Below are 22,856 nucleotides of genomic sequence, written 5' to 3'. Positions count from 1 at the left end.
TTATTCATATTTACCAGCACTTAAAGAACTTTTAGGCAATACATATTGTCGGTTATAACGATCGAGAACGATGTAAATAGAATCTTTATGTTCATCAATACCGGAAAGTATAACCCTCGAACCATCTGTGGTATCGTATTTCAGTACCATACGGTGGCGTTTCACTTCTCTTGGTTTTTCTTCAAACTCACGGTCTCTGCGGGTAGACCAGGCTGCTTTATCTATCATTTTATTTTCATCGCCGATATGTTGCCATGCGGTTTTACTGATCCAGTTATCTTCATTTGGTGCTGTTTCTCTTGTTTTACCTGCAGCTTTACGCCCAGCCCTTAAAGCCATTACATTTTTATCCTGGAGGTACAGTACTTTATCTACGGTATCGGCATAATAATGAAAGGCCCTTTGGCCTCCTGCAACACCACTGATTTCGAAAGTACGTTGAATATCACGCATCGGGCTGCCTCCTCCATTTGATGGATCGATTAAAACCGGGCGGTTGATTTTAAAAGTGAGGGTAGTCCAGTTTTCGAAGGTAGCTTCCTGCCACCTGATAGAATCCAATGGATTAAATGGAATAACCTCCCCATTCAATTTAAACTCGCTCACATGGTAATTTCCCCTTAGTTTTTTAACACCTGCAGTTGCGGGTTGTTTATAAGGATCGTATTTAAAATTGATGACTTCAGTATAAGTGAGTACACCGAAAAAGATGACAAAAGTGAGCACTTTCAGGGTAATGCGGGTGTATTTTAACCAAGGTTTATTAAAATCGGGGTAAATCCTAAAAGGTATGGTATCACGCTCTAAAATGAGCAGGTTGTATAATTTAGGAAAATCATCTGCGGCAATAAACAGCGCGAGCAGCACAAAATAAAACGCATATACATGTACACCGCCATCGTAAGCATAATTTACAAAAGTAATATCGCCCAGTGCCGCAGCCAGTAAAATGGCACCAAAAGTGGTTGTTTTACGAAAAAAAAGCATTACTCCGGCGGCTATTTCCACCACACCACCAAAAACCTGGTACCAGGGCACTACACCAACGGAAAGCCAGTATATTTTTTGCGCGGTAAAATCGCCAAAATTGCTATTTAAAAGACCTAACGATGGATAGGGCATTTGTGTAGGGAGAAGTTTGGTAAAACCGAAACCGATAATCCCAATCCCGGCACGATAACGGACAACAACCCTGATCCAGTAATGAAGGATATGATAGGATTTACGCTTACGATCGAAGGCCGACCAGATTAAAGCACCAACAAGGGCTAAGAGTAATGCTATGCCCCAATCTACATAATCAGCCAGAAAACTTCTTTTTGGAGGCAAAGCAGCATTACTTTCGTTTTTTTGTTCGGTTTGCTTAAGGCCACTTTTTTCCAATTTCTTTTTCCTGTTGCCATCCTTTTTAGCCGATTCATCTGCAGATGGCGAATCGGTAATATCACGTGATCGCTGCCCGCCAAAAAGTGACAAAAAGCTGGGTTGAAACCTGGCGATATCATAGAGATCGCGGTAATGCGGTCGCGACCAATCCAGGGTGAAAACATTTTTATACCAATTGGCAGAAAATGGAATACACATGGCCAGAAAGAAAATAAACAGCACGTGGAAGCCAAATTTCTTTTGCCACGACCATGGCTTTTTAGCTGGTATTTGCTGATCTGTTAAATTTTTATCTATCTCCTGTTGTTTTATTTCAGACATAACATTAAGCTTTTATAGTTTAAGTGCTTTGCGGCGGCTAAGCTTTAATGGATATTTTTTATCGATTTTATTCAATACGACGTAAATGGAATCACGTTGTTGATTGATCCCTGAAAGAATGATGCTTACGCTATCCGGACGCGAATAATTTAACCTTAAACTTTCGCCTTTGTAGTGTGGATTTTTATTAGCCAACAGCAGAACACGGTTTACCGAATCGATTGTGTAACTGTAATAATGCCTTCCTGCGGTACCGGCTAGTTCATAATCGCGGTCTTTATCGTTTTTAAATACCTGTTCGTAATTTGAAGAATCAACAATTACTTTTCGATCGGAACGCACGCTGATGGTGGCCCATTTCTCGAACACCACATCTTTCCAACGGGTAGAATCTGTAGCAGCATAAGGCAATACCCGCCCGTTGATTTTAAACTCACTAACATTATAAATTCCCGCAGCCCTGGCCAAGCCCTTCTTGCGTGGAAACTGGTAAGGATCATCGTGAAAACCTGAATACGTTTTAAATCCGTAAAGAAAAACAAAAAAGAAAATAACCAATGTTTTAAGTGCTAAACGCAAGGATTTAATTCTCCCCACAAAAATTGGCTTAAAGCTGTTTGGTGCTGTTGGCCGCTCGAGCGATATGAGATTATAAATCCGCGTTGCATCGAACCACAACACAAATAATGCAAAAGTGATTAAGTAGGTGGCATATACAAATTCGCCGCCCTCGTAAGCCAGGTTTGAAATGAATACGTTCCCTGTAAATACGAGAATAATTGCTGCGCCAATGGTTGCGGTTTTCCGGAAGAACAATAACAAACCTGCGAGGATTTCTATCGCGCCTAAAAATGTTTCGTAAGAAGGCACAATGCCTAAACTCATCGAAAATATTTTCCAGTCGGTAAAATCGCCATAACTGGTGTTTAAATTACTAATGGAAGGAAAAGGTGCCTGCAATGGGAAAAACTTGATGAACCCATAACCGATAATACCAATAGCCAAACGGTAGCGGACCACAACCCTTAACCAATAATAAAATTGATTGTAATCGACTTCCTTGTATTTGGTTTTGCCCCATACCACTGCGCCGATAACCGAAATTCCTGCAATAATGATCCAGTTGATAAAACTATCGGCACCGGAAAGAAATTTTGAAGATAAACGTGTAAGGTTAAAAATATCGCCATAGCTGATATGGAGCCAGTTAAAACCAAAAACAATTTTAAAGAAATCGACGCTTAAAGGAATAGCCTGCAGCATGAAAAACAAGAAGAAGAACCTGAATATCAGCTTTTCCCTATCCGTCCATACAAGCGGTGATGGTTTATTTGTGTTACTCATTGCTGTATAAATAAGATTATTGATCCTCATCAGCCTTTGCGGGCTTGCGTGGAGCTGTAATTACCTTTCTTTTGGCAAGATCATATTTTTGCCCTGCGCTTAAAAAGAAAAAAGATCCGTTTGAAGCAGTAAAATCTTCACGATTGTTGACCACATGCTTTTCGCTACTGTTTACGATGGTGTTGTAATCGTAAATTGCCACGAAAGAATGTCCAAGCACTTGAAGGGTATCCCGCTGTACCAGGACTGCTGTAGCCTCATTTAAACCAATGCCGATAAAATCTGGTGCATTACGGATAAAGTTGACCAGATCGAACTGGCGGTTTCGTACCAATAAATGCTGATCGATAGCGGAATTTTTAAGAAAACCCAATCCCTGTGTATGGTCGCCAACTAAAATTTGTGCGCCTTTCGTATCACCCCTCCATAAAAAAGAACCAATAATACTTGCTCCGGCCGAGCTGCCTGCAATAACGCCTCCCCTATTCAAAACATCAATAAAAGCCTGGTGGGTAAGAGTATTGAGGTAAGAATCGGCAATTCGCCATTGGCGGCCACCTTCGAAATAAACAGCTGTTGCATTTTTTAAAGGGGCAATAAATTTTTCACTATTGGCTTCCTTCAAATCGCTCGTATGGAAAAGGGTTACATTTTTGATCCCTGTTTGCTTTTTTACCTCTTCTACCCCTTTTTTATCATACGCGGCAGAATCGCCCGAGGCAGTGGTAACCACAACCAATATGGCTTTATCCTTACCTCCTGCCAATTCGGTAAATTTCTCCCATATATCGCGCTGCGAGCCTACATTGCCACCGATGATTAGCAAACTGCCTTTTTCAGGTCCATGTTTAGTATCAGATTTTTTGACTGTTATTGGTGATGGCTGAGCAAAGGCCGGGTAAGCAAATGCAGTTAGGGCCAAAAACAGCACACTTAATTTTTTCATAATTAATATTTTTAATAACCTGGATTACGGTTAGCACCCGCCAATTGCGGATCTACCAATGTTTCGTTATATGGAATTGGAAAAAGGTAAAGATGTTTATCAGGCAGGCCCAGCACAGTTTGGGCACGGTCGGTTCTTACCAGGTTAAACCAGCGGTCGGCTTCGAAAGGGAACTCCACCTGGCGTTCTTTTTCCAAGGCCAGCAAAATATCACTTAATGTTGCAGCAGTGGTGGCTCCAAGTCCTGCACGGCTCCTTACCAGGTTTAAATCGCTTTGTGCACTGTTTGCACCAACTAAATTACCCTGTTGTGCCCTGGCTTCTGAACGGATAAAATACAACTCAGCCATGCGGATTATATAAGCCGGATCGGTACCCAATGGATTACGGTAATATAATTTGCCATACCATAAATTACCCGGAGGCGCGGTTTTAGCAATCAAAGTGCTGCGGTTGCCGCCAATGGTTGGGTTATTTAACAAAGCAACCAGGGCATCATTCGGCGACCACTCTCTACGGCCGCCCAAAACCGGTGGCAACCACCAGTTGCTATGGCCATTGGTATTGGATGTGGTATAAGCCAGCTCAAGCACAGACTCGGGAGTAGCCGCAGCATTATTGGCGAAAAAAGCACTATATGGGCCCACCAGGAAATAATTTTCATTATCGTTAATTACCGAAGTAGCAAATTGCTCGGCCAATGCCCAGTTTTTTTGATACAGGTAAAATCTCGCTTTAAGGGCTTGTACCGTGCGCAAGCTTACCCGGTTTCTGCTTACTGATGCAGGCACCAACGTTTCAGCAGCATTTAAATCTTTTAACACCTGTGCATATGTATCAGCCAAGGTACTGCGTGGGATATCGCTGTTTTCTGAAGGAATATTGGTAGGTTTTAAAACCAATTGCACACCGCCCCAACCTCGTGCAAGATCGAAATAGGCCAAAGCACGCACAAAGTAAGCTTCACCAAGGTATTGGTTTTTTAGCGTTGTGCTAAGCAGTGGATCATTAACTGCCGGAACCCGATCAAGTATAAGATTAGCCTGCAAAATGGTTTTATAAATGGCCGTCCATGCAGATTGAACATAACCGTTTGTAGCAGAAGTAAGGTGTTTGGTAATTTCGTTAGGATCTGACTGTGAACCCGACCATTGAATGTCGCCGGCAGATAAGTAAGAAAGTGCCGGGAAATTTGAACCATAATAACTGTTTGCAGCCAACAGATTAAATAAACCGTTTGCCGCTGTTGCCGCACTACCGGCATTGATGATCGCCTGATCCTGATCTACCTGCGACTGGGGCTGTACCTCCAGAAACTTCTTGCAGGAAGTAAACAAGGATAAAATGGCGAATATGTAGATAACTTTTTTCATGATTGATTATTCGGTTTAAAAAGTAATGTTTGCACCTATCTGGAAAGTACGTGGCACGGGTGGCGTACCTAAATCGTAACCGAGCACGGTAGCCGATGAAGAAACGTTGATCTCAGGATCCGGGCCTTTATATTTCGTCCACAACCAAAGGTTTGAGCCACTGGCGTATATCCTAACAGAATTCATCCTGGCTTTTTTAATAAATTCTTTCGGCAGGTTATAACCAAGGGTAACATTACTGAGGCGTAAGAAAGATCCATCTTCGATATTGCGGCTGGTTGGACTTAAAGTGTAATTCTGTCCATAAGCGGTTAACCTTGGCATATTTGTTATATCGCCCGGTTTCTGCCAGCGGTCTAACTGGTAAACATCCATCGCCCTGTTGGCATCGCGGGTACCGCCACCTTCAAGAAAAAAATTGTTATTGTTATACACCTTATTGCCGTATACAAAATTGAAAAACACCGATAAATCGAAGCCCTTATAACTGAGGTTATTGGTTAAACCGCCATTAAATTTCGGCAGTGCATTCCCTACCGGAACAATATCATTGGCGTTGATTACGCCATTATGATCGGCATCTTCATAAACCGCATTGCCCGTTTGCGGATCAACATAAAGCTGGTTATACACATAAAAAGTATACATCGATAAACCCTGAACCATCCGTTCGGCGGCATAAGCGGCAACAACAGGTGTAGGTAATTTTTCTATTTTATTGATATTGCGCGAAATATTGAAATTGGTACTCCATTTAAATGCACCATCCAGATTAACACTGCTGATGTTCAGCTCCAAACCCTTATTGCTCATTTCGCCGGCATTGGTGAGGATGGAAGAAAAACCTTTACTTGATGCCAATGGCAGGTTAAGCAACAGGTTACTGGTATATTTATCGTAAACGTCGCCGCTTAAAGTCAACCTATCTTTAAAGAAACTTAAATCAAAACCGATATTGGCCTGGCGGGTGCTTTCCCATTTCAGATCAGGGTTGGCAAGCTGTGAAGGTGTAGTACCTGGATTATTTAGATAGTTGGCACCAGCACCCCATAAACCACGCGAGGCAAAATCGTTGATCCCGTTCTGGTTTCCGGTTACACCAATACTTCCACGAAGTTTTAAGTCGGATATTACCGCAACATCCTTTAAGAAATTTTCTTGTTTAACGCGCCATGCCAAACCTGCTGAAGGGAAATATCCCCACTGGTGGTTTGCACCAAAACGCGAAGATCCATCGGCCCTTACACTGAAAACCGCATAATATTTCCCACCATAGTTATAGTTTATACGGGCAAAGAATGATGACAGTGTATATTTTGATTCAGAAGCAGATGAAGTGGTGGTAGCAGCCGAAATAATCTGCTGGAATGAATCGTTTGGAAAATTGGTACCCTGGGCCAAAGTTTGGTTAGAAACCGATCCCTGCAATGAATTACCGATTAATGCCCCAAAATTATGCTTACCGGTAACATGGTTATAATTTAAGGTCTGTTCATTTGTCCAGATGGTATTATTGCTTATACTTGAAGTACCGAGGTTTTTATTTGCCAAACCCAGGTTGGTTAAACTGTTCCAGTATTGATATTCATTGTATTGATTATAATCAACACTCCAGCTCGTTTTAAATGTTAAATCTTTGCTAATATTTACCTCTCCATACAAATTACTAATCAACCTGTTACTTGTGCTGTTCATGTTTGTGTTGTTCAGCAACACATCCAGGTTATCAAAACCTGCCCATTTACCAGGCGTTCCATCGGCATTAAATTCAGGCAGATAGGTTGGAGTATGCAGCGCCGATTGTAAGATACCTCCTTGCGGCCCATCGCCTACACGCGCATTGGTACGGTAAGTTTGTGTGAGGATGTTGCTGGTTCCTATTTTAACGTAATCATTAATTTTCTGATCGAGGTTGAGCTTAAAACTTCCCCTTCTGAAATCGTTCGTTTTCAGGGTAGCTTCCTGTTTGTTTAGTCCGCCACCGATGTAATAGGTCGTTTTATCGTTTCCTCCTGAAACTGAAAGATCATAATTCTGCAACAGTCCGGTACGAAAAGCTTTGTTCAAACGATCGTAAGTATTTTGATCCTTTGGTAAACCACGTGGCGCCGGGGAGGCTGCAGGATTATCGGTTAATGACCTGAAAGGCTGGAAAAAATAGGTTGTAGCAGGCGTAGTTCCATTTGCAGCAGCAGTTGCAATGGCATCTGCATTTGAATTGCGGTAAAATTCGTTAACCAGTTCTGCATGCTGTGGCCCCGTTACCAGATCCCACAGTTTATGTGCTTTTGCCACACCAACATAAGCACTTAAACTTACTTTTGGTGCAGTATTGTATTTACCGCGTTTGGTGGTGATCAAAATTACCCCATTGGCTGCACGCGCACCGTAAATGGCAGTAGCATCAGCATCTTTTAAAACGGTTACGCTTTCAATATCATCAGGACTAATATCCGATAAAGGATTATTTGCTTGCCCTTGTGTGGTGATTTTTTGTAAAGATCCGCTGTTTACATACACACCATCAATTACATATAAAGGATCATTACTGGCATTAATGGAGGTGGTACCACGGATCCGGATAAACATCCCATCTCCCGGAACACCTGTAGATGTACTCACTTGCAAACCCGGAGCCTTGCCTTGTAACTGCTCGGCAAATGTAGCGGTCGGCTTTGCCCTTACCTCATCAACCGCGATGGTAGAAACAGAACCGGTTAACGATTTTCTAGTCTGTGTGCCATAACCCACAACCACTACGTCATTTAACTGACTGTTAAGTTCTTTCAATTTAATGGTTACCGGACTTGTACCCACTACAATTTCTTTGGTTTCATAACCTACGGAAGAAAGTATCAAAGTATATGGCAGTTTTTGACCGGTTACAAAAACAAATTTTCCATCTCCATCGGTAGAAACTACGTGTGTAACGCCTTTAATGCGTACAACAACGCCTGGCAGTGCTTGCTTGGTAAGGGAATCGATCACCGTTCCGGCCAATTTAGAATTGATTAGCGGCGGTGGCTCTACCTGTGCAAAAATTTTAAATGGGATGGCCAGCACTGTAAGGAGCAAAAAATGGCTGACCAATAAGAATGGTTTTTTCTTATGGAGAAATATTTCCATATTTAACGGGTTTTATGTTAATGATTAAATTCATTGGATAAGACTGGAAATGGATATCAGTGCGTGATTGGCGTTACAGAACTGATATTCCATGAAAACCGGCGAGGCTTCCTTGCCGGTTTTTTTTATATAAGGTTTTTAACACATATTTAAGAGATTGGTGGTCAGTTTAATGGAAAATAAGCATTAGACTATGGTTTTCAAGAGAAATCAAAAATCAACAACACCATATTTTGCCATAGATATAAATGTTTAAAACAACATCTTTATAAACTATATCAGGGATAGAAGACACTTTAGGGCTTATTGTTGCATTCATGATCAGCGCAAACATATTGATAAATATTTAATCTACAAAATCGGTAGACTAACTATTAACAATGTTACATGATCGCTTTTTCCTCTGGTGAAGCCTAATCTGTAACAACCGTTAGAAATACATTTACGTAATTTTTAAATTACAAATTTGTATTCTTTGTTTTAAAACACTAACTTAATTTATATGTCCACCGTTGCAGTGGATTAATTTTTAAACCAATTACTAAAACGTTTTAAATAAACTTATTAGTAGTTTTTACTGTAACGGCAGAAAAGATGAAACGGGAGATGGCCGGATATTATTTGAGCAATCAACTCAACCTAAATATAAAAAACCATTATGAAAAACAGATTAATTCTCATCCCGGGCATGCTGATCTTTCTTGCCTTCGCTTGTAAAAAGAAAGCATTGGAAGATGTTCAGCAGATTTCTAAAAGCCCAGTTTCACTAAAAAATAATGCATTACTGGCAGAACCACCCCTTACCTGGCAGGAACATTGGTTCGATCATGTACAAGTTTTACAGCGTTTCTATCACGATACGAGTATTGTGGTATACCATGATAATGATGTGAGCAATACGGTTACCTGGCCTAATACTTACCTGGCGCAGGTTTGGAACTACACTAAAAACAAATATGGTTCTTTTGGTTCCGACTCACGTTTATGGGCAATATTCCATACCGGGAAATATAGTGGTGGGCATCCCAGCACTTATATGGATGCAAGCCACGATTATAGAAACGTAATTGACGTAGGCTCATCAAGTACAAGTGCATGGCTATCGGGCACAGGCAACGATCTAGACCTTACTACACATGAAGTTGGGCATATTGTTGAAGGCGCATCACGAAATGTGCTGAATTCGCCTGCATTTGGCATCTGGCACGATAGCAAATGGATGGAAATATACATTTATGATGTTTATAAAGGCCTCAACCGCCCCGCCGATGTTCAGCGTTGGTATAATCTTGTAGCCAATGGTGCCGAAAACTATCCACGTGCACAAACTTACTGGTTTAGAGATTGGTTCTTCCCAATTTACAGTCAGCAGGGCGATGCAAGTTCTTTAAACAAGTATTTTAGCTTATTGGCACAATACTTCCCAAAAGAAACTGTAAATAATGGCCAGTCCAATATTATGCGTTTCTCCAGATCAATGAACTATGGTGAATTTATCCATTTTTGGAGTGGTGCAACTGGTATAGACCTTAAGCCGCTTGCTTTAAGTGCTTTCGGTAGCCTGGATGAACAAGGCAATGATTGGACGGCTCAACTGAGCACAGCAAAAACCGCTTTCCCAAATGTAAGCTACCTTAAAGATATTACCAGCCAGGCTACCTTGAGCGTAAGTAACGAAAATTCGGGTGGCACATCAGCTACAGAGGGCTCATCAAAACTTGCGGATAGTTATTATAATACCAAATTCTTTTTGGGCAGTTACCCAACATCTTTTTGGGCACAGTTTAGCTTCCCATCAAGTCAGGTTGTTAGAGGATACACCATTACCGCAGGCAATGACGCCCCTGATCGCGATCCGAAGGCTTGGAAACTGATGGGCTCCAATGATAATATAAACTTTACGCAACTGGATATCCGCAGCAACCAAACTTTTGATCTTAGAAAACAGACTAAAAAAATAGTGATCAGCAACGCCACGGCCTATAAATATTATAAGCTTTTTATTACCTCTAACAATGGCAGTGTTGATCTTCAGTTTAGCGAATGGAGGTTATTGCAGTAAAATATTGATGATGACCGGAAATTTAAGAGTTGAGCAATTTCCGGTCATTGTTTCAATCGCCCTCTTCGAAGCTTCGTAGCTTATTATAAATCAGCACAATACACTAAGATCAGGCTTTTTTTTCAAAATCTGATCCAGTTGCCATGCATCAAATTTCTACATCTATCTTGCTGTAGCCACGTTTTTCAAATAGAAGGAGAATTTTGTTCAAATCGGCAAGCAAGCGCTCTAAGTTATGGTTAAGGCATGCAGTATATTAAGATGCAAACAGGAATTATTTTCCGTCCTTTTTCAGAAAGATTTTATGTGTAAAGTATTTCGTCTATAAAATTATTCAGCTGTACACTACACTTCTAACGTAGTGGTACAGTACTGATTATAAAAAGTTAAAAATCAATATTAAATGGGCAGATTGTAAAAATTATTGATCGAGACGTCCCAATCGGCATCTTTTTTGTTACATCCACCGCATGAAAACGAAAGATATAATCAGTGCGCTCTTAGGTATATTGATTATGGCCATAACGTATTGGCTGCTGTTTTACCAGCTCTCCCCTAAAGAGCACAAAGAGGTTAAAACATTTTCATCATTGCCAAAATCCAAAAGTTTAGAATAGTTATTTCTCCTGGATGTAATTGGCTTGATTCACTTCGGATAGCAGTGCTATTTTAGCCCAAAAATTAATATCACATCAGGATCAATCGCCAGAGAATTTTATACAAACTGGTTTAACACCAATACCCCAACAAGGCCCAAAATGGAAACCAGGCTTTCCATAACCGTCCATGTGGTAAAAGTTTCTTTGAGACTGATATTAAAATATTCTTTAAACATCCAGAAACCGGTATCATTTACGTGCGAAAACATCAAACTTCCGGCACCAACGGATAATACCATTAATTCTGGTGGTGTTCCGGGTCCGATTAACGGGAGTACCATACCCGATGCGGTTAATGCTGCAACCGTTGCCGAACCTAAAGTTACCCGTAACGAAGCAGTAATTAACCAGGCGAGCAGCAGTGGCGATAAATTTAAACCTCCTGTAAGTTGTTTAACGGTTTCGCCCATTCCACTATCAATTAAAATTTGCTTAAAAGCTCCACCCGCAGCAATAATCAGAATAATCATGGCAATGCTCTTAACGCCTTCCGCACAAGATTCCATAGCCTTAGCGATGCTGGTTTTTTGAACGGCCAAAGCAATGATAACCGAAATTAATAGTGCCGCGGTAGGATCTGCCAGAAATACAAACAGTGGTTTACCAATATAAGCGAACTTGATACTGCTTCCTATAGTTCCGGCAATGATTAGAAATACTGGTAATAAGGCTGTAACAAAACTTCTTGCGGCAGAAGGGAGATTTTCTTCTTCGCTGATGTTAAAATCGTGAATATTAGCAGTTTGATCGCGTTTAATAATCATTCTTGGAAAGTAAATTCCGGCAATAATTGCTATTGGCACACTTAATATTAACCCATAAATTAATGTTTTACCAATATCTGCATGAAAAATTCCTGCCAAAGCAACCGGCCCCGGATGAGGGGGTAAAAAGCCGTGGGTTACTGAAAGTGCGGTGGCCATTGGAATGCCAATATATAATTTAGAAAGACCAGTAGCAGCTGAAATTGCAAATACCAAAGGGATGAGCACTACAAAACCTGCATTGTAAAATAGTGGAATCCCAACTAAAAGGCCTGTTAACAAAACGGCCCATTGGATGTTCTTTTTACCAAAAGCTCCAATGAGAATGAAAACAATCTTTTTCGCCGAGCCGCTATCCTCAATCAATTTACCCATCATGGCCCCGAGTGCCAATACCATAACCATACTCCCGAGTGTACTACCTATACCATTACTGATGGCACTCATTACCTTTGTGGCTGGCATACCCAATAACAAACCGGTAATAATGGCCACTGCAATTAATGCAATCATCGGGTTGATCTTTTTGAGAATCAGCACGAAAAGCAACAAAATTCCGAAGAGTAATATGAATAATGACATTTGGTTAGGGTTTAGGCAATGTACTTTGCCACAGGTGCACTTGATGGAACAGGTTTTTTCATACCTGTACTTTTCTAATTAACTGTGGCTAATTTCTCATTCAATTTAGGTTTAATTTATTTCTTAATAACAATGGTTCTGCCCGTAACAAGATTAAACTCGTAAATCCGATACAAACCATCATCGCTGATTTCTATGGTTTCTACCAAACCTGTTTTGCTAAAGGTATCGGTTACCATATCGCCGATTTTTACATCTTGAAGAATATCGCTGGGTGTATCGCTATTTAATCTGATCATAAAAGTAAAAGTATCGATTATTAATAAAATCTCCACCGATTGTGTTTAGCAATGTTTTAAATTTAGAAGCAATCGGATTTTAATTTGCTTTGAAATCTCTTGGCTGGTACTGGTAGCAGAACTTTAGGAGCTCCTAACTCTCTGTTCTTAAAATTTTTAGAGGCGGCTGATTAAGGATACTTCTTGTGCTCAGCACTCCTGTAATAACCACCAGTAATACAATCGAGCCAAATAACAACACAGTTGGCAGCAGTGGTGGTGTAAATGCCGCATCGAAGACAAATTTAGCCAAAGCCCAACTGCCACCAATGGCTAAAATTAGTCCTGTAGCTGCAGCAAAAGCACCTAAAAATAAATATTCGATGGCATTTATGGCTAAAATCTGCTTTTTACTCCCTCCCATTGTACGCAATAAAATACTTTCTTTTATCCTTTGGTTTTTACTGGTAAGTACCGACGATATTAAAACAATCCATCCGGTAACCATGCTAAAACCGGCCATAAATTGAATTACGAAACCAATTTTGCTTAACAACTCATCAAGCAGTTTTAAAATCAGATTTAAATCGATTACCGATACATTAGGAAATTTTTGCACCACTTCTCCCTGGAAACGGGCAGAAACTTCACCTGATGGTACCCTTGTCATCAATACATGAAACTGTGGTGCTTCTTCTAACACCCCGGCCGGAAAAACCACCCTAAAATTGGTTTGCATCCTGCTCCAGTTTACCTCACGCAAACTTCCTACAACCGTCGGAATCATCATGCCCTGCACATTAAAAAGAATTTTGTCGTTCAGTTCAACGTTAATCGATTGTGCATAACGCTGATCCAGTGAAATATAAACGGTTTCATTGGCTTTAATTTTTCCAATCCATTTACTTGAAGTGATTTTCTCAGCCGCCGTTAAAGTATCCTGATAAGTAGCCCTGATCTCGTTGCGATAAGCCCTCCTGTTATTGGTATCGGCACTGGCTTTTTTGCCATTAATTTCTTCAATGCGCATCGTTATCACCGGAACCTGGTTCATCAATGGCAATTTAAAAGCTTTCGTTAAACTATCTAATCCTTCTTTTTGCGTATTCTGAATATCGAACATCACCATATTTGGCTGATTGGCACCGGATGAAAGTGTTACCCGGCTCATTAATATACCTTGCACGAAGAATAATGTACAGATAAATGCGGTTGATAAACCTATGGAAACGGTTAACATTAATGTTTGGTTATTGGGCCTGTAAAGATTGGCAAAGCCCTGTCGCCATAAGTAGCTCGATGAATTTGGCAACAGTTTGCGCACCATATACATCAATAACTTAGATAGTATGATCAACAGCAGAAAAGCAATGGCTATACTTAAGGTAAATGCCAGGGTTTGCACCCATGTTTTCATTTGCAAATGCGTAAAACCTGTAATAAAGGCGGCCATAAGCAGGTATACCAGCCAGGTTAAAGGGTCTCTTTTGCCCCCCGTTTTTTCGAAAGATAACCTGATGGCATTTAAAGGTGAAATACGCCTTACAGACAATAATGATGGAAGGGCAAAAAGAATTGAAATGATGAGGCCAAGCAAAATTCCCTGCGCAACAGCAAACCACGACACTTGCATGGTAATTTCTACAGGTAAAAAATCTTTTAAAACCAATGGAAGCAGAAACTGGATACCCGTACCTAAAATTGCGCCCAAAACCGAAGCAATTAAACCTATAAAAAAAACCTGAATGAGATAAATTATAAAAGCATGCCGTGATTTTAAGCCCAAACACCTTAAAGTAGCAATGGCACTCAATTTTTCCTGAATGTAAACGTGTATGGCACTGCCTACACCCACACAGCCTAATAATAGGGCAATAAATCCCGATAGGGCCAGAAAACGGTTTACATCTTTAAAAGATCTTCCGGTTTGTTCCTTTCTCGATTCTACCGTGTCGGCATCAAAACCTTCTTTTTCCAGTTTTGCATCCTGTTTTTTAACCCATTCATCAATACCTGATGGATCGTTATATTTAAAGTAAAATTTATTGTTGATCCGGCTTCCGGTTTTAATCAGATTTGTTTTATCAAGCGTTTGCAGCGGAATGTAAACCGTTGGCGCAATACTCGAACCGATTCCTGTTTGGCCTGGAGCCTTTGTTAAGGTACCAAGTATATTAAAGTTTAAATCGCCGATTTTTACCGAATCGCCAACCTTAGCCTTAAACTGCAACATCAGTGTTTGATCTACCAGTGCATTTCTTCCCGATTGAAAGTTTTTTGCAGCAGCCAGCGGGATGGTTTCTATAATACCGTAATAGGGATAATTACCTTCAAGTGCTTTCATTTGCACCAAGCGGCTGCCCCCACCCTTCTGAAAGTAAATCATCGAGGCAAATGTTTTCTCCTGCGATCTTTCATCGCCAAGCGTATCGAGCATTTTTTGCATCGCTTTGCTTACACCTTTACGACTATCCAAAACCAGATCGGCACCGGTAAGCTCTTTTGCCTGCGCATCAATATCTTTTTGCAGGTTATCTTTAAATGAGTATACAGCCACAAGCGCCGCAATACCCAACACAATTGATGATATAAAAAGAAGTAAACGCGCACGGTTTTTCCGGCTATCGCGCCAGGCCATTTTAAACAGCCACGAAAGTTTAACGCTTTGCTTTGGAAGGGTATTAGGCATAAGTAGGATTTTCGTCTGAAATGATTACGCCACCTTTAATTTTAATGCTTCTTGCTGTTTTTGCTGCCAGTTCTAAATCGTGTGTTACAATTACCAATGTGGTTCCGGCATCTTTATTCAGGTCGAAAAGCAGTTTAATTACTTTCTCACTTGTTTCTGCATCTAAGTTCCCGGTAGGTTCATCAGCAAAAAGAATGGCAGGCTGATTGGAAAATGCACGGGCCAACGAAACCCTTTGTTGTTCTCCGCCAGATAACTGAACCGGATAATGGTGCGCCCGGTTAGCCAGCCCCACTTTATCAAGCAGATCTAAAGCATGCGCCCGGATATTTTTTGCGCCCCTTAATTCTAAAGGAACCATTACATTTTCGAGTGCAGTTAAGGTAGGCAAAAGCTGAAAATTTTGAAAGATAAAGCCTACATACTGGTTTCTGACCGCAGCACGCTCATCTTCATTTAATTTCTCCAACGCAATACCATTCAATTCAACAGTTCCATTGCTCGCACGGTCTAAACCTGCGCATAAACCCAGTAAAGTTGTTTTTCCGCTTCCGGAAGGTCCGGTAATGGCCACTGTTGAGCCAGCAGCGATAGAAAAATTAATGTTATCCAGAACGGTAAGTTCTCGTCCGGCGCTTTGGTAAATTTTGCTTACATTTCGGATATTCAATATGCTTTCCAATAGCTGATATTTTTAAGGTTTGTGTATCTACATTTACCAAACATAACGGCTTGATGCCTGTTAAGATATTGGTTTAAACGAAAATTAGATTTAGATTTATTAGATATGTTACGAAAACGATTAATAGGCCTATTTGTTTTGTGTTTTGCACTGCTAAGCTGTGGAAATCAACAAAGTAAAAGCAATACCAATAAAACTTTAGATTCGGCTGACCAAAAAACAGCGACTGTAGCGCAGGAAAAGAAAAACATTCTTTTTTTTGGCACCAGTTTAACTGCAGGATACGGACTCGACCCTACGGAAGCTTACCCGGCATTGATTCAAAATAGAATCGACTCCTTAAAAATGCCTTATAAGGTAATTAATGGTGGTTTAAGTGGCGAAACCTCTGCCGGTGGCAAAGGCAGAATTGATTGGTTGCTTAAACAACGTGTGGATATTTTTGTGCTCGAACTAGGAGCAAACGATGGCTTGCGGGGTTTACCGATTGCGCAAACCATAAAAAACCTACAGGCAATTATTGATCGGGTTAAAGCTAAATATCCAGATGCTAAAATGGTGTTGGCTGGTATGCAGGTACCACCCAATATGGGCGCAAAATATGCATCCGACTTTAAAAACATCTTTCCTGATTTAGCCAAGAAGAATCAAATGGCTTTAATTCCATTTTTATTAGATAAGGTTGGCGGTATTCCTAAATTAAACCAGGCTGATGGTATTCACCCTACCGCTGAAGGAGATAAAATTCTTGCAGAAAATGTTTGGGTAGTGCTAAAGGATTTATTGTAAGACCCATCAATTTCAAATAAAAAGATTGCCGATAATAAATAAAAACAGAAAGAATATTAAAAATCATTTAACTGATAATGATTCAGTTAACACAACTCCTAGATATAATCATGTACTAGTGAGGACCCAAAATGTAAACAATATTGTTTACATTTGTATTATGTTCAAAAAGCTATCAATATTAAAAGGACTCCATCCAGGCTTTTTTCTGGAGCATGAGCTTAAGAAAAAAAAGCTTTCTAAACGGAGTTTCGCTCTTTCCTTAGCAGAGCATCCACAAACCATTGGGGCAATTACCAAAGGAAACAGAGATATGAACACCAATCTTTCATTGCGGATTGAAAATGCACTTGGTTTGGAAGAAGGTTTTTTAATGACACTTCAAGCCTTTTATGACATCAAAAAAGAAAAGCAAAAGCAAAAATTAACACCTAATCTCTCTGTTTTTAGCCCAACGTTGTTTTGGGATACCAAAATTGAAAATATTGATTGGAATCTTCATAAAAAATCTATTGTAAGCCGAATATTTGAATATGGCAATGAAAATGAAAAACAAGAGATTTTGAGTTTTTATGGAAAAGATACGGTGGAAAAATTACTTTCTACACCTTCAAATAGTCGTCCGAAAAGCTTAAATGGAATTAACATAATTTAGTTTAATGATTCATTGGCATACTGTAAATAATCGATTAAAGGATTGCCTGCAACTTCTAATGCATGAGCCATTATTTAATCGGTTCAGATTAGTTGGGGGCACAGCATTGAGTTTACAATTGGGTAACCGCATTTCAATAGACATTGATTTATTTACAGATGCAACTTACGGATCAGTAAACTTTAAAGAAATTGATTCTTTTCTAACTAATCACTTTGATTTTATTTTTGGTGTATCTAATATGCCAGTAGCAATGGGAAAATCATACAGGGTAGGAAAAGATGAAAGTACGCTTGTTAAACTCGACTTTTACTATACTGATAACTTTATATTTGAGCCGCTTATTGTTGATGGTATTCGAATGGCCACAATAGCGGAAATTTTGGCTATGAAAGTAGATGTGATTCAGAGGGGCGGTAGGAAAAAAGATTTTTGGGATATTCATGAACTAATGGAATCTTTTTCATTACAACAAATGTTGGCACTTCATCAAAAACGATATCCTTACAACCACGATCCTTTACTTATTAGAAGAAACATGAGCGATTTTGGGCCTGCCGATCATGAACCCGATCCAATCTGCATGAGGGGAAAACACTGGGAACTGATCAAGTATGATTTGATAACTCTTTTAGAGAATTAGAATAATAAATCATACTATTTATTGAAATAGGGTGAAACTGCTCATATTTTTCCTCATAAACTTTTTTATGTTCCATCATTGTTAACTGAGTTAACTGAACATCATTCGAACTCTGCCACGCTTACAATTGAGGTAAACCGAAGTCAAATAAGCTTCGCCTCCTGAAAATAAACCCTAATTCTTTACCCTATTTTTTTCAGCATCTGCACCAGAAGATTCATGCTTGGCTGGCAACGAAAATGCCTTTCCAAAACGGTAACTGTAACTCAGCACCACCGCACGAGAATCTTGTTTGTTTACCCAATTGGCCTCTGTGGCTGCAAGGTTATTAATTACGCCTCTGTAAATACGGTTTCTAAATATATCGCTTGCTGTTAACTTGAGTGTGCTTTTTGGGGAAAGCTTTTTCTGCACAGCCGCTCCAAATTCATGCACAGAACCCAGGAAAAACTGAACATTAGAAAATTTACTTTGATAACGCATATTCAACTCGGCATTCCATGTGTCACTTATTTTAAACTGCAACGTAGGGTTTGCCCTGAAATAACTTCCATTGGTAACCAAAAACCCCGTATAGAAATCGGTTTTAGAAACCATTTTCGCAACCTCCAGGTAAGCATTCAGCTTAACCCACTTGGCCAGGCCTATTTCGGCATCAACCGAAACGTTAGTCACTGTTGTTTTGCCCACATTTGCAGGTCGGCTGTAATACGTACCCTCCACTATTTCGATGGTTTCATTTACTTCATCCCTAACCCAACTGTACCCAAATGTGGTGGTGATTTTGTTTTTAAAGGTATGCGAAAGTTCGATACTTTGTGTAAATGATGGCCTCAGGAAAGGATTTCCTACATAGTAGGTAAATTTATCCAGCGGAGAGAAAAATGGATTCAAATCCTGGTAATAGGGACGATCGATCCGCCTGCCGTAATTCAAACCCAGTTGGTTGTTGCCGGCAGTATCTAATTTGTAAGAAAAATAAAGTGTTGGAAACAAACTGTTGTAAGTTCGCTTAAAACTCGAATCAGGTTTAATCAGATTGCCAAGCTGATGACCATTTGAGACTGTATTTTCATAGCGCAATCCTGCCTGTAAGGAAAAACGCTTTCCTTCACGACTCATATTCAAATAAACCGCATTAATATTTTCTTCATATAAAAAGTGGTTGCTCTTTTCGTAATCGGCATTGGTTTTATTATTGGCAGTATTAAAATAGTCGGCAATATTATCTGTTTTTGTGTAAGCAGTTTTAACACCCGCATCAATCTTCCATTTGTTTTCGAGTGGGTGGGAATAATCCATTTTAGCCGTATAAATATCAATATCAGCAGGCAAATTACCTGTTAAAATATCCTGATATTTTAAAGTTCCGGCAGGCAGATAACTGAAATTATAATAGGTTTGATCAGTTTGGTTACGGTACAACAGGTAATCGGCATCAAAAGTGATCTCCCGGCCAGCCTGGTTAAATTTATGCCGGTAATTTAAATTTACCCCTGCATTTTGGTATTTAATCTGATCGATATTTTCAGCCCTTATAACAGAATCCAACTGAACAGAAGCATTGGATAAATTACTGGTATTGTTATTAACCTGCTTAGAAATCCGGTTCATTCCGGTAAGCACAATACCCCAGGTGGTTTTATCAGAAGCATAATAATCTAAACCGGTTTTTAAATTAAATGTGTTGCCATGCCTACGGAAATAAGAATTTTGATTGAAGTAGGATTTGGCACTACCATCTTCATTTTTGTATTTCCTGTTAAGATCAAGATCTGTAAAACTATTGTTCAGGTTGTAACTCAGGTTTCCGAAGACATTAATTTTATCCTTTCGGTAATTAAAATTGAAACTATTGTTCGATCGGCTTAATTCTCCCTGGTTCAAACTCAGATTAATCCCTCCATTAAAACCAGCGGTTTTGGTTTTTTTAGTTTTTATATTAATAACCCCTCCATTTCCTGCAGCATCGTACTTGGCAGGCGGGTTGGTCATCAGTTCAATCTGATCAAGTGAAGAAGACGGCAACGAACGCAGGTAATTTTCAAGGTCGGCCCCCGATAAATAGGTCGGTTTATCATCAATAAATACAGCTACACCACCTTTTCCCTTTAGCGAGATTACACCATTTTGATCTACATTTACACCGGGCGATTTACTTAATACATCCAGTGCAGTTGTACCAGCATTAGAAATTAAAGCATCAACATTAACCACTGTACGGTCTATCTTACGCTCTACAAAAGCTTTCTGGCCCGAAACATTGATTTCCTTTAAATTTGTTGCTCCCGTTTTGATCTTAATATCGGTTAAATTAATAACAGTATGATCAGGTGTTAAAACCAAAGTATCGGTTTGATAAATGGGCGAACCCACAACCGATACTTTGATGATGTACTTGCCATAAGCGAGCTTATCAAAACTAAACAGGCCGTCTTTTTCTGTAAAAGTAGTTTTTATCAGCAACGAATCTTTAATCAGGGCAATAGTGGCAAATTCTATATTTTTTTCATCGGCATCCAATACACGACCATAAATTCGGCTTTGTTGGGGTTGAGCTTGGGCAAAAGTAAGGGCAATATTTATCCATGAGGCTAAAAAAGCCACGAGCTTAAATTTCATGATGTGTTATTGGATTAGCGCTTTTAGAAAATTAGTTTTTGTTGTTTTCGATCAGAAAATTATACATCAGCGAATGGTTATCGTTTTTTAAAAACTTTTGCTTGTACTTTTTCTGAACGTCGGCACTTTGTTTTTCGCCATTTACAATCAGTTCATCCTTATTAAGCTTGTACGATAATTTATTGGTGCTGCTGATGATTCCGTCTTTCATCAATTGTTGATTGATTTGGTTGGTATAATCATGGCCGTCACCATTGGTAACGCTTTTGGAAGTAACCGTGCGCTGAGTACCCGTTTTGGTAACCGTTTTACCATTATTTAATGGCGGCGTAGGCGGAGTTGGTGGATTTATTTGATTTGGTGGCAATGCAGGAACTGCTGGCACGGCAGGCATTGCAGGAACGGCGATAGACGATCTCGGAGTTCGTGGTGCTCTTGGCGGGCGCGGCGGGCGGGGTGCCCTTGGTGAACGAGGACCATCACCACGCTTATCATCCTGAGCCCATTTAGCATCTTCTTTTGCCCACTTAGCATCTTCTTTAGCCCATTTGGCATCTTCTTTAGCCCATTTTTCTTCAACTTTTCTTAACATCTCGTCTTCAATTCTTACCTTAGCGTCCTCTATTCTTGCTCTGGCATCCTCCTTAGCATGATCTGCATCTTGCTGCCTTGCTTTTAAATCTTCAGCTCTGGCATTTACATCTTCATCTGGTTCGGCTTTTTTACGCTTTTCATCCAACTGTTTAAGTTGTCGTTCCATTTTCACATTGATTTCCTTCTCCAGTTGATCAGTCGGTTTGCTTTGTGTAGATTTAGTTTTTCTGGTGCTATCCTGTTTAATCTGCACTAAACTGGACACTTCTTTTTTGGTAGTTGTTTTTGCATTGCCTACACTTTTAAAAGCGGCAGTACAAACCACTACCGATACCAGGGCGATGGTTAATATTGTTTTTTCCATTTTGTTTAAAGTTGAATTGGTGTTAAATAACATCCTGCTGGCTCTATGCAGCAGGCTACCGTTCTTACCTGTAATCGCCATGGCATAAGCAGGTGCACGCTGCTTAAATTCCTGACAGACTATAAGGGCTTGAACATAGTTTTTGCGATCATCCACGCATGCGATGGCCAAATCATCACAGCAATTTTCGCGTTCTGTTTTTATTAATTGTGATACCCAAAGTACCGCCGGGTTAAAGAAGAAAACAATTTCAATAAAGCTCTGCAACAGGTTTACCAAATAATCTTTACGCTTGATATGCGCAAGTTCATGCGCAAGAATAGCCTCAACTTCGGCTTTCGAAAGCCCATTTAGCAAACCTAGCGGAATCAGTATGAGCGGTTTTAAGTGCCCTACCACCATGGGTGCATGCGCAATGCCCGATTGCATTATCTTAACAGGTTGGGTTAAACCCATCTTTGCGGTAAGTTCAGTTAATTTTTCGTCCCATTTTATTCCCGCAGCATAAGTTTTATGCCTGCGTAAATGATATACACCATTTAAACCTACCATTAACTGGATGCTTTTGCCACAAATAATTAAAAACCATATCAATACAATCTGATAAGAATAGGCATTCCAGGCCGAAAGGATTCTGTTTATTCCGGAGTACATATTATGTTGTAATGCGGCTACTGTTTGTTGATCTGCCAGCGCAGTTGGCACATTAATTCCGCTTTGATGAATAATTTGGTTCTCGTAAGCGCTGGGTTTATGAAGTTCGTTAAAAAAGGTAATGCTGATGGACAAAACAAAAAGCCCCAAACAAATGGTTAACAGGTTGTACCTCAGGCTAGCGCTTGCTTTGCGGGTTGTGAACATCACCAGGCCTGCAATAAGAGACAGGATTACACCAAGCCATAACGAGTGGAACAAGGTAGCCCCTAATGCATGCAGCCAATTTTCGGGTAAAAGCTTAATTAATTTAAAATCCATGA

General features: G+C 40.0%; 16 protein-coding genes. 5 read left to right on the top strand and 11 right to left on the bottom strand.

Translation table 11 applies throughout. The annotated features are described in order from the left end of the window. Genes ACZZZW_RS07690 through ACZZZW_RS07670 form a run of 5 tightly spaced genes read right to left on the bottom strand, consistent with a single transcriptional unit; the run spans nt 1 to nt 8,496 of the window. Entirely contained in the window at nt 1-1,707 is a 1,707-nt protein-coding gene (locus tag ACZZZW_RS07690) for a hypothetical protein (protein ID WP_463492788.1), read from the bottom strand. Between the two features lie 12 nt (nt 1,708-1,719). After that, the gene (locus tag ACZZZW_RS07685; RefSeq protein ID WP_463492787.1) at nt 1,720-3,051 is read right to left on the bottom strand and encodes a DoxX family protein; all 1,332 of its coding nucleotides are present in this window, start codon (nt 3,049-3,051) and stop codon (nt 1,720-1,722) included. A 16-nt stretch (nt 3,052-3,067) separates the two neighbouring features. Then, nucleotides 3,068-3,997: a cyanophycinase gene (locus ACZZZW_RS07680; RefSeq protein WP_055911236.1), complete on the bottom strand. Its 930-nt coding sequence runs from the start codon at nt 3,995-3,997 to the stop codon at nt 3,068-3,070. A gap of 11 nt (nt 3,998-4,008) precedes the next feature. Continuing rightward, the gene (locus ACZZZW_RS07675) at nt 4,009-5,370 is read right to left on the bottom strand and encodes a RagB/SusD family nutrient uptake outer membrane protein (protein ID WP_055911238.1); all 1,362 of its coding nucleotides are present in this window, start codon (nt 5,368-5,370) and stop codon (nt 4,009-4,011) included. Between the two features lie 15 nt (nt 5,371-5,385). Then, a complete protein-coding gene (locus ACZZZW_RS07670) occupies nt 5,386-8,496 on the bottom strand; it encodes a SusC/RagA family TonB-linked outer membrane protein (protein ID WP_463492786.1) in 3,111 nt (1,036 codons plus the stop codon). A gap of 658 nt (nt 8,497-9,154) precedes the next feature. Between ACZZZW_RS07670 and ACZZZW_RS07665 the strand changes: the two genes are divergently transcribed. Both ACZZZW_RS07665 and ACZZZW_RS07660 read left to right on the top strand, forming a co-directional pair. Continuing rightward, nucleotides 9,155-10,558 (top strand): discoidin domain-containing protein, encoded by a 1,404-nt coding sequence (locus ACZZZW_RS07665; protein ID WP_157255454.1) that lies wholly within the window; start codon nt 9,155-9,157, stop codon nt 10,556-10,558. A gap of 470 nt (nt 10,559-11,028) precedes the next feature. Then, entirely contained in the window at nt 11,029-11,175 is a 147-nt protein-coding gene (locus ACZZZW_RS07660) for a hypothetical protein (protein WP_157255455.1), read from the top strand. Between the two features lie 98 nt (nt 11,176-11,273). Here the strand turns inward: ACZZZW_RS07660 and ACZZZW_RS07655 are convergent, their stop codons facing one another. The 4 genes from ACZZZW_RS07655 to ACZZZW_RS07640 all read right to left on the bottom strand — a co-directional run bounded on the left by ACZZZW_RS07655 (nt 11,274) and on the right by ACZZZW_RS07640 (nt 16,212). Beyond that, entirely contained in the window at nt 11,274-12,563 is a 1,290-nt protein-coding gene (locus tag ACZZZW_RS07655) for a gluconate:H+ symporter (protein ID WP_463492785.1), read from the bottom strand. A 116-nt stretch (nt 12,564-12,679) separates the two neighbouring features. Beyond that, on the bottom strand, nt 12,680-12,862 hold the full coding sequence (locus ACZZZW_RS07650; RefSeq protein ID WP_055911246.1) for a hypothetical protein: 183 nt from the start codon (nt 12,860-12,862) through the stop codon (nt 12,680-12,682). Between the two features lie 133 nt (nt 12,863-12,995). After that, nucleotides 12,996-15,530: an ABC transporter permease gene (locus ACZZZW_RS07645; RefSeq protein ID WP_463492784.1), complete on the bottom strand. Its 2,535-nt coding sequence runs from the start codon at nt 15,528-15,530 to the stop codon at nt 12,996-12,998. Then, on the bottom strand, nt 15,523-16,212 hold the full coding sequence (locus tag ACZZZW_RS07640; RefSeq protein ID WP_463492783.1) for an ABC transporter ATP-binding protein: 690 nt from the start codon (nt 16,210-16,212) through the stop codon (nt 15,523-15,525). Before ACZZZW_RS07640 ends, ACZZZW_RS07645 begins: the two co-directional genes overlap by 8 nt. A gap of 105 nt (nt 16,213-16,317) precedes the next feature. On the opposite strand from ACZZZW_RS07640, the gene ACZZZW_RS07635 reads away from it, so the two are divergent. The 3 genes from ACZZZW_RS07635 to ACZZZW_RS07625 all read left to right on the top strand — a co-directional run bounded on the left by ACZZZW_RS07635 (nt 16,318) and on the right by ACZZZW_RS07625 (nt 18,299). Next, nucleotides 16,318-17,001, top strand: coding sequence for an arylesterase (locus ACZZZW_RS07635; RefSeq protein WP_463492782.1), 684 nt, complete (start codon nt 16,318-16,320; stop codon nt 16,999-17,001). A 160-nt stretch (nt 17,002-17,161) separates the two neighbouring features. Then, a complete protein-coding gene (locus ACZZZW_RS07630) occupies nt 17,162-17,656 on the top strand; it encodes a helix-turn-helix transcriptional regulator (RefSeq protein ID WP_055911254.1) in 495 nt (164 codons plus the stop codon). Nucleotides 17,657-17,660: 4 nt separating this feature from the next. Continuing rightward, the gene (locus tag ACZZZW_RS07625) at nt 17,661-18,299 is read left to right on the top strand and encodes a nucleotidyl transferase AbiEii/AbiGii toxin family protein (protein ID WP_463492781.1); all 639 of its coding nucleotides are present in this window, start codon (nt 17,661-17,663) and stop codon (nt 18,297-18,299) included. Nucleotides 18,300-18,473: 174 nt separating this feature from the next. Here ACZZZW_RS07625 and ACZZZW_RS07620 read toward each other — a convergent pair whose 3' ends face one another. Next, nucleotides 18,474-20,921, bottom strand: a complete 2,448-nt coding sequence (locus ACZZZW_RS07620) for a TonB-dependent receptor (RefSeq protein WP_463492780.1) — start codon at nt 20,919-20,921, stop codon at nt 18,474-18,476. A gap of 31 nt (nt 20,922-20,952) precedes the next feature. Beyond that, entirely contained in the window at nt 20,953-22,854 is a 1,902-nt protein-coding gene (locus ACZZZW_RS07615; protein ID WP_463492779.1) for a M56 family metallopeptidase, read from the bottom strand. Between the last annotated feature and the right edge of the window lie 2 nt (nt 22,855-22,856).

Source organism: Pedobacter sp. AC379 (genome assembly GCF_979258145.1).
The sequence above is the reverse complement of the archived record's forward strand: the minus strand, read 5'-3'. Positions and strand labels throughout refer to the sequence as shown.

Excerpts from the sequence above, each read along its gene's own strand:
- ACZZZW_RS07690 (WP_463492788.1), bottom strand. The coding sequence starts at position 1,707 with ATGTCTGAAATAAAACAACAGGAGATAGATAAAAATTTAACAGATCAG.
- ACZZZW_RS07685 (WP_463492787.1), bottom strand. The coding sequence starts at position 3,051 with ATGAGTAACACAAATAAACCATCACCGCTTGTATGGACGGATAGGGAA.
- ACZZZW_RS07680 (WP_055911236.1), bottom strand. The coding sequence starts at position 3,997 with ATGAAAAAATTAAGTGTGCTGTTTTTGGCCCTAACTGCATTTGCTTAC.
- ACZZZW_RS07675 (WP_055911238.1), bottom strand. The coding sequence starts at position 5,370 with ATGAAAAAAGTTATCTACATATTCGCCATTTTATCCTTGTTTACTTCC.
- ACZZZW_RS07670 (WP_463492786.1), bottom strand. The coding sequence starts at position 8,496 with ATGGAAATATTTCTCCATAAGAAAAAACCATTCTTATTGGTCAGCCAT.
- ACZZZW_RS07665 (WP_157255454.1), top strand. The coding sequence starts at position 9,155 with ATGAAAAACAGATTAATTCTCATCCCGGGCATGCTGATCTTTCTTGCC.
- ACZZZW_RS07660 (WP_157255455.1), top strand. The coding sequence starts at position 11,029 with ATGAAAACGAAAGATATAATCAGTGCGCTCTTAGGTATATTGATTATG.
- ACZZZW_RS07655 (WP_463492785.1), bottom strand. The coding sequence starts at position 12,563 with ATGTCATTATTCATATTACTCTTCGGAATTTTGTTGCTTTTCGTGCTG.
- ACZZZW_RS07650 (WP_055911246.1), bottom strand. The coding sequence starts at position 12,862 with ATGATCAGATTAAATAGCGATACACCCAGCGATATTCTTCAAGATGTA.
- ACZZZW_RS07645 (WP_463492784.1), bottom strand. The coding sequence starts at position 15,530 with ATGCCTAATACCCTTCCAAAGCAAAGCGTTAAACTTTCGTGGCTGTTT.
- ACZZZW_RS07635 (WP_463492782.1), top strand. The coding sequence starts at position 16,318 with ATGTTACGAAAACGATTAATAGGCCTATTTGTTTTGTGTTTTGCACTG.
- ACZZZW_RS07630 (WP_055911254.1), top strand. The coding sequence starts at position 17,162 with ATGTTCAAAAAGCTATCAATATTAAAAGGACTCCATCCAGGCTTTTTT.
- ACZZZW_RS07625 (WP_463492781.1), top strand. The coding sequence starts at position 17,661 with ATGATTCATTGGCATACTGTAAATAATCGATTAAAGGATTGCCTGCAA.
- ACZZZW_RS07620 (WP_463492780.1), bottom strand. The coding sequence starts at position 20,921 with ATGAAATTTAAGCTCGTGGCTTTTTTAGCCTCATGGATAAATATTGCC.
- ACZZZW_RS07615 (WP_463492779.1), bottom strand. The coding sequence starts at position 22,854 with ATGGATTTTAAATTAATTAAGCTTTTACCCGAAAATTGGCTGCATGCA.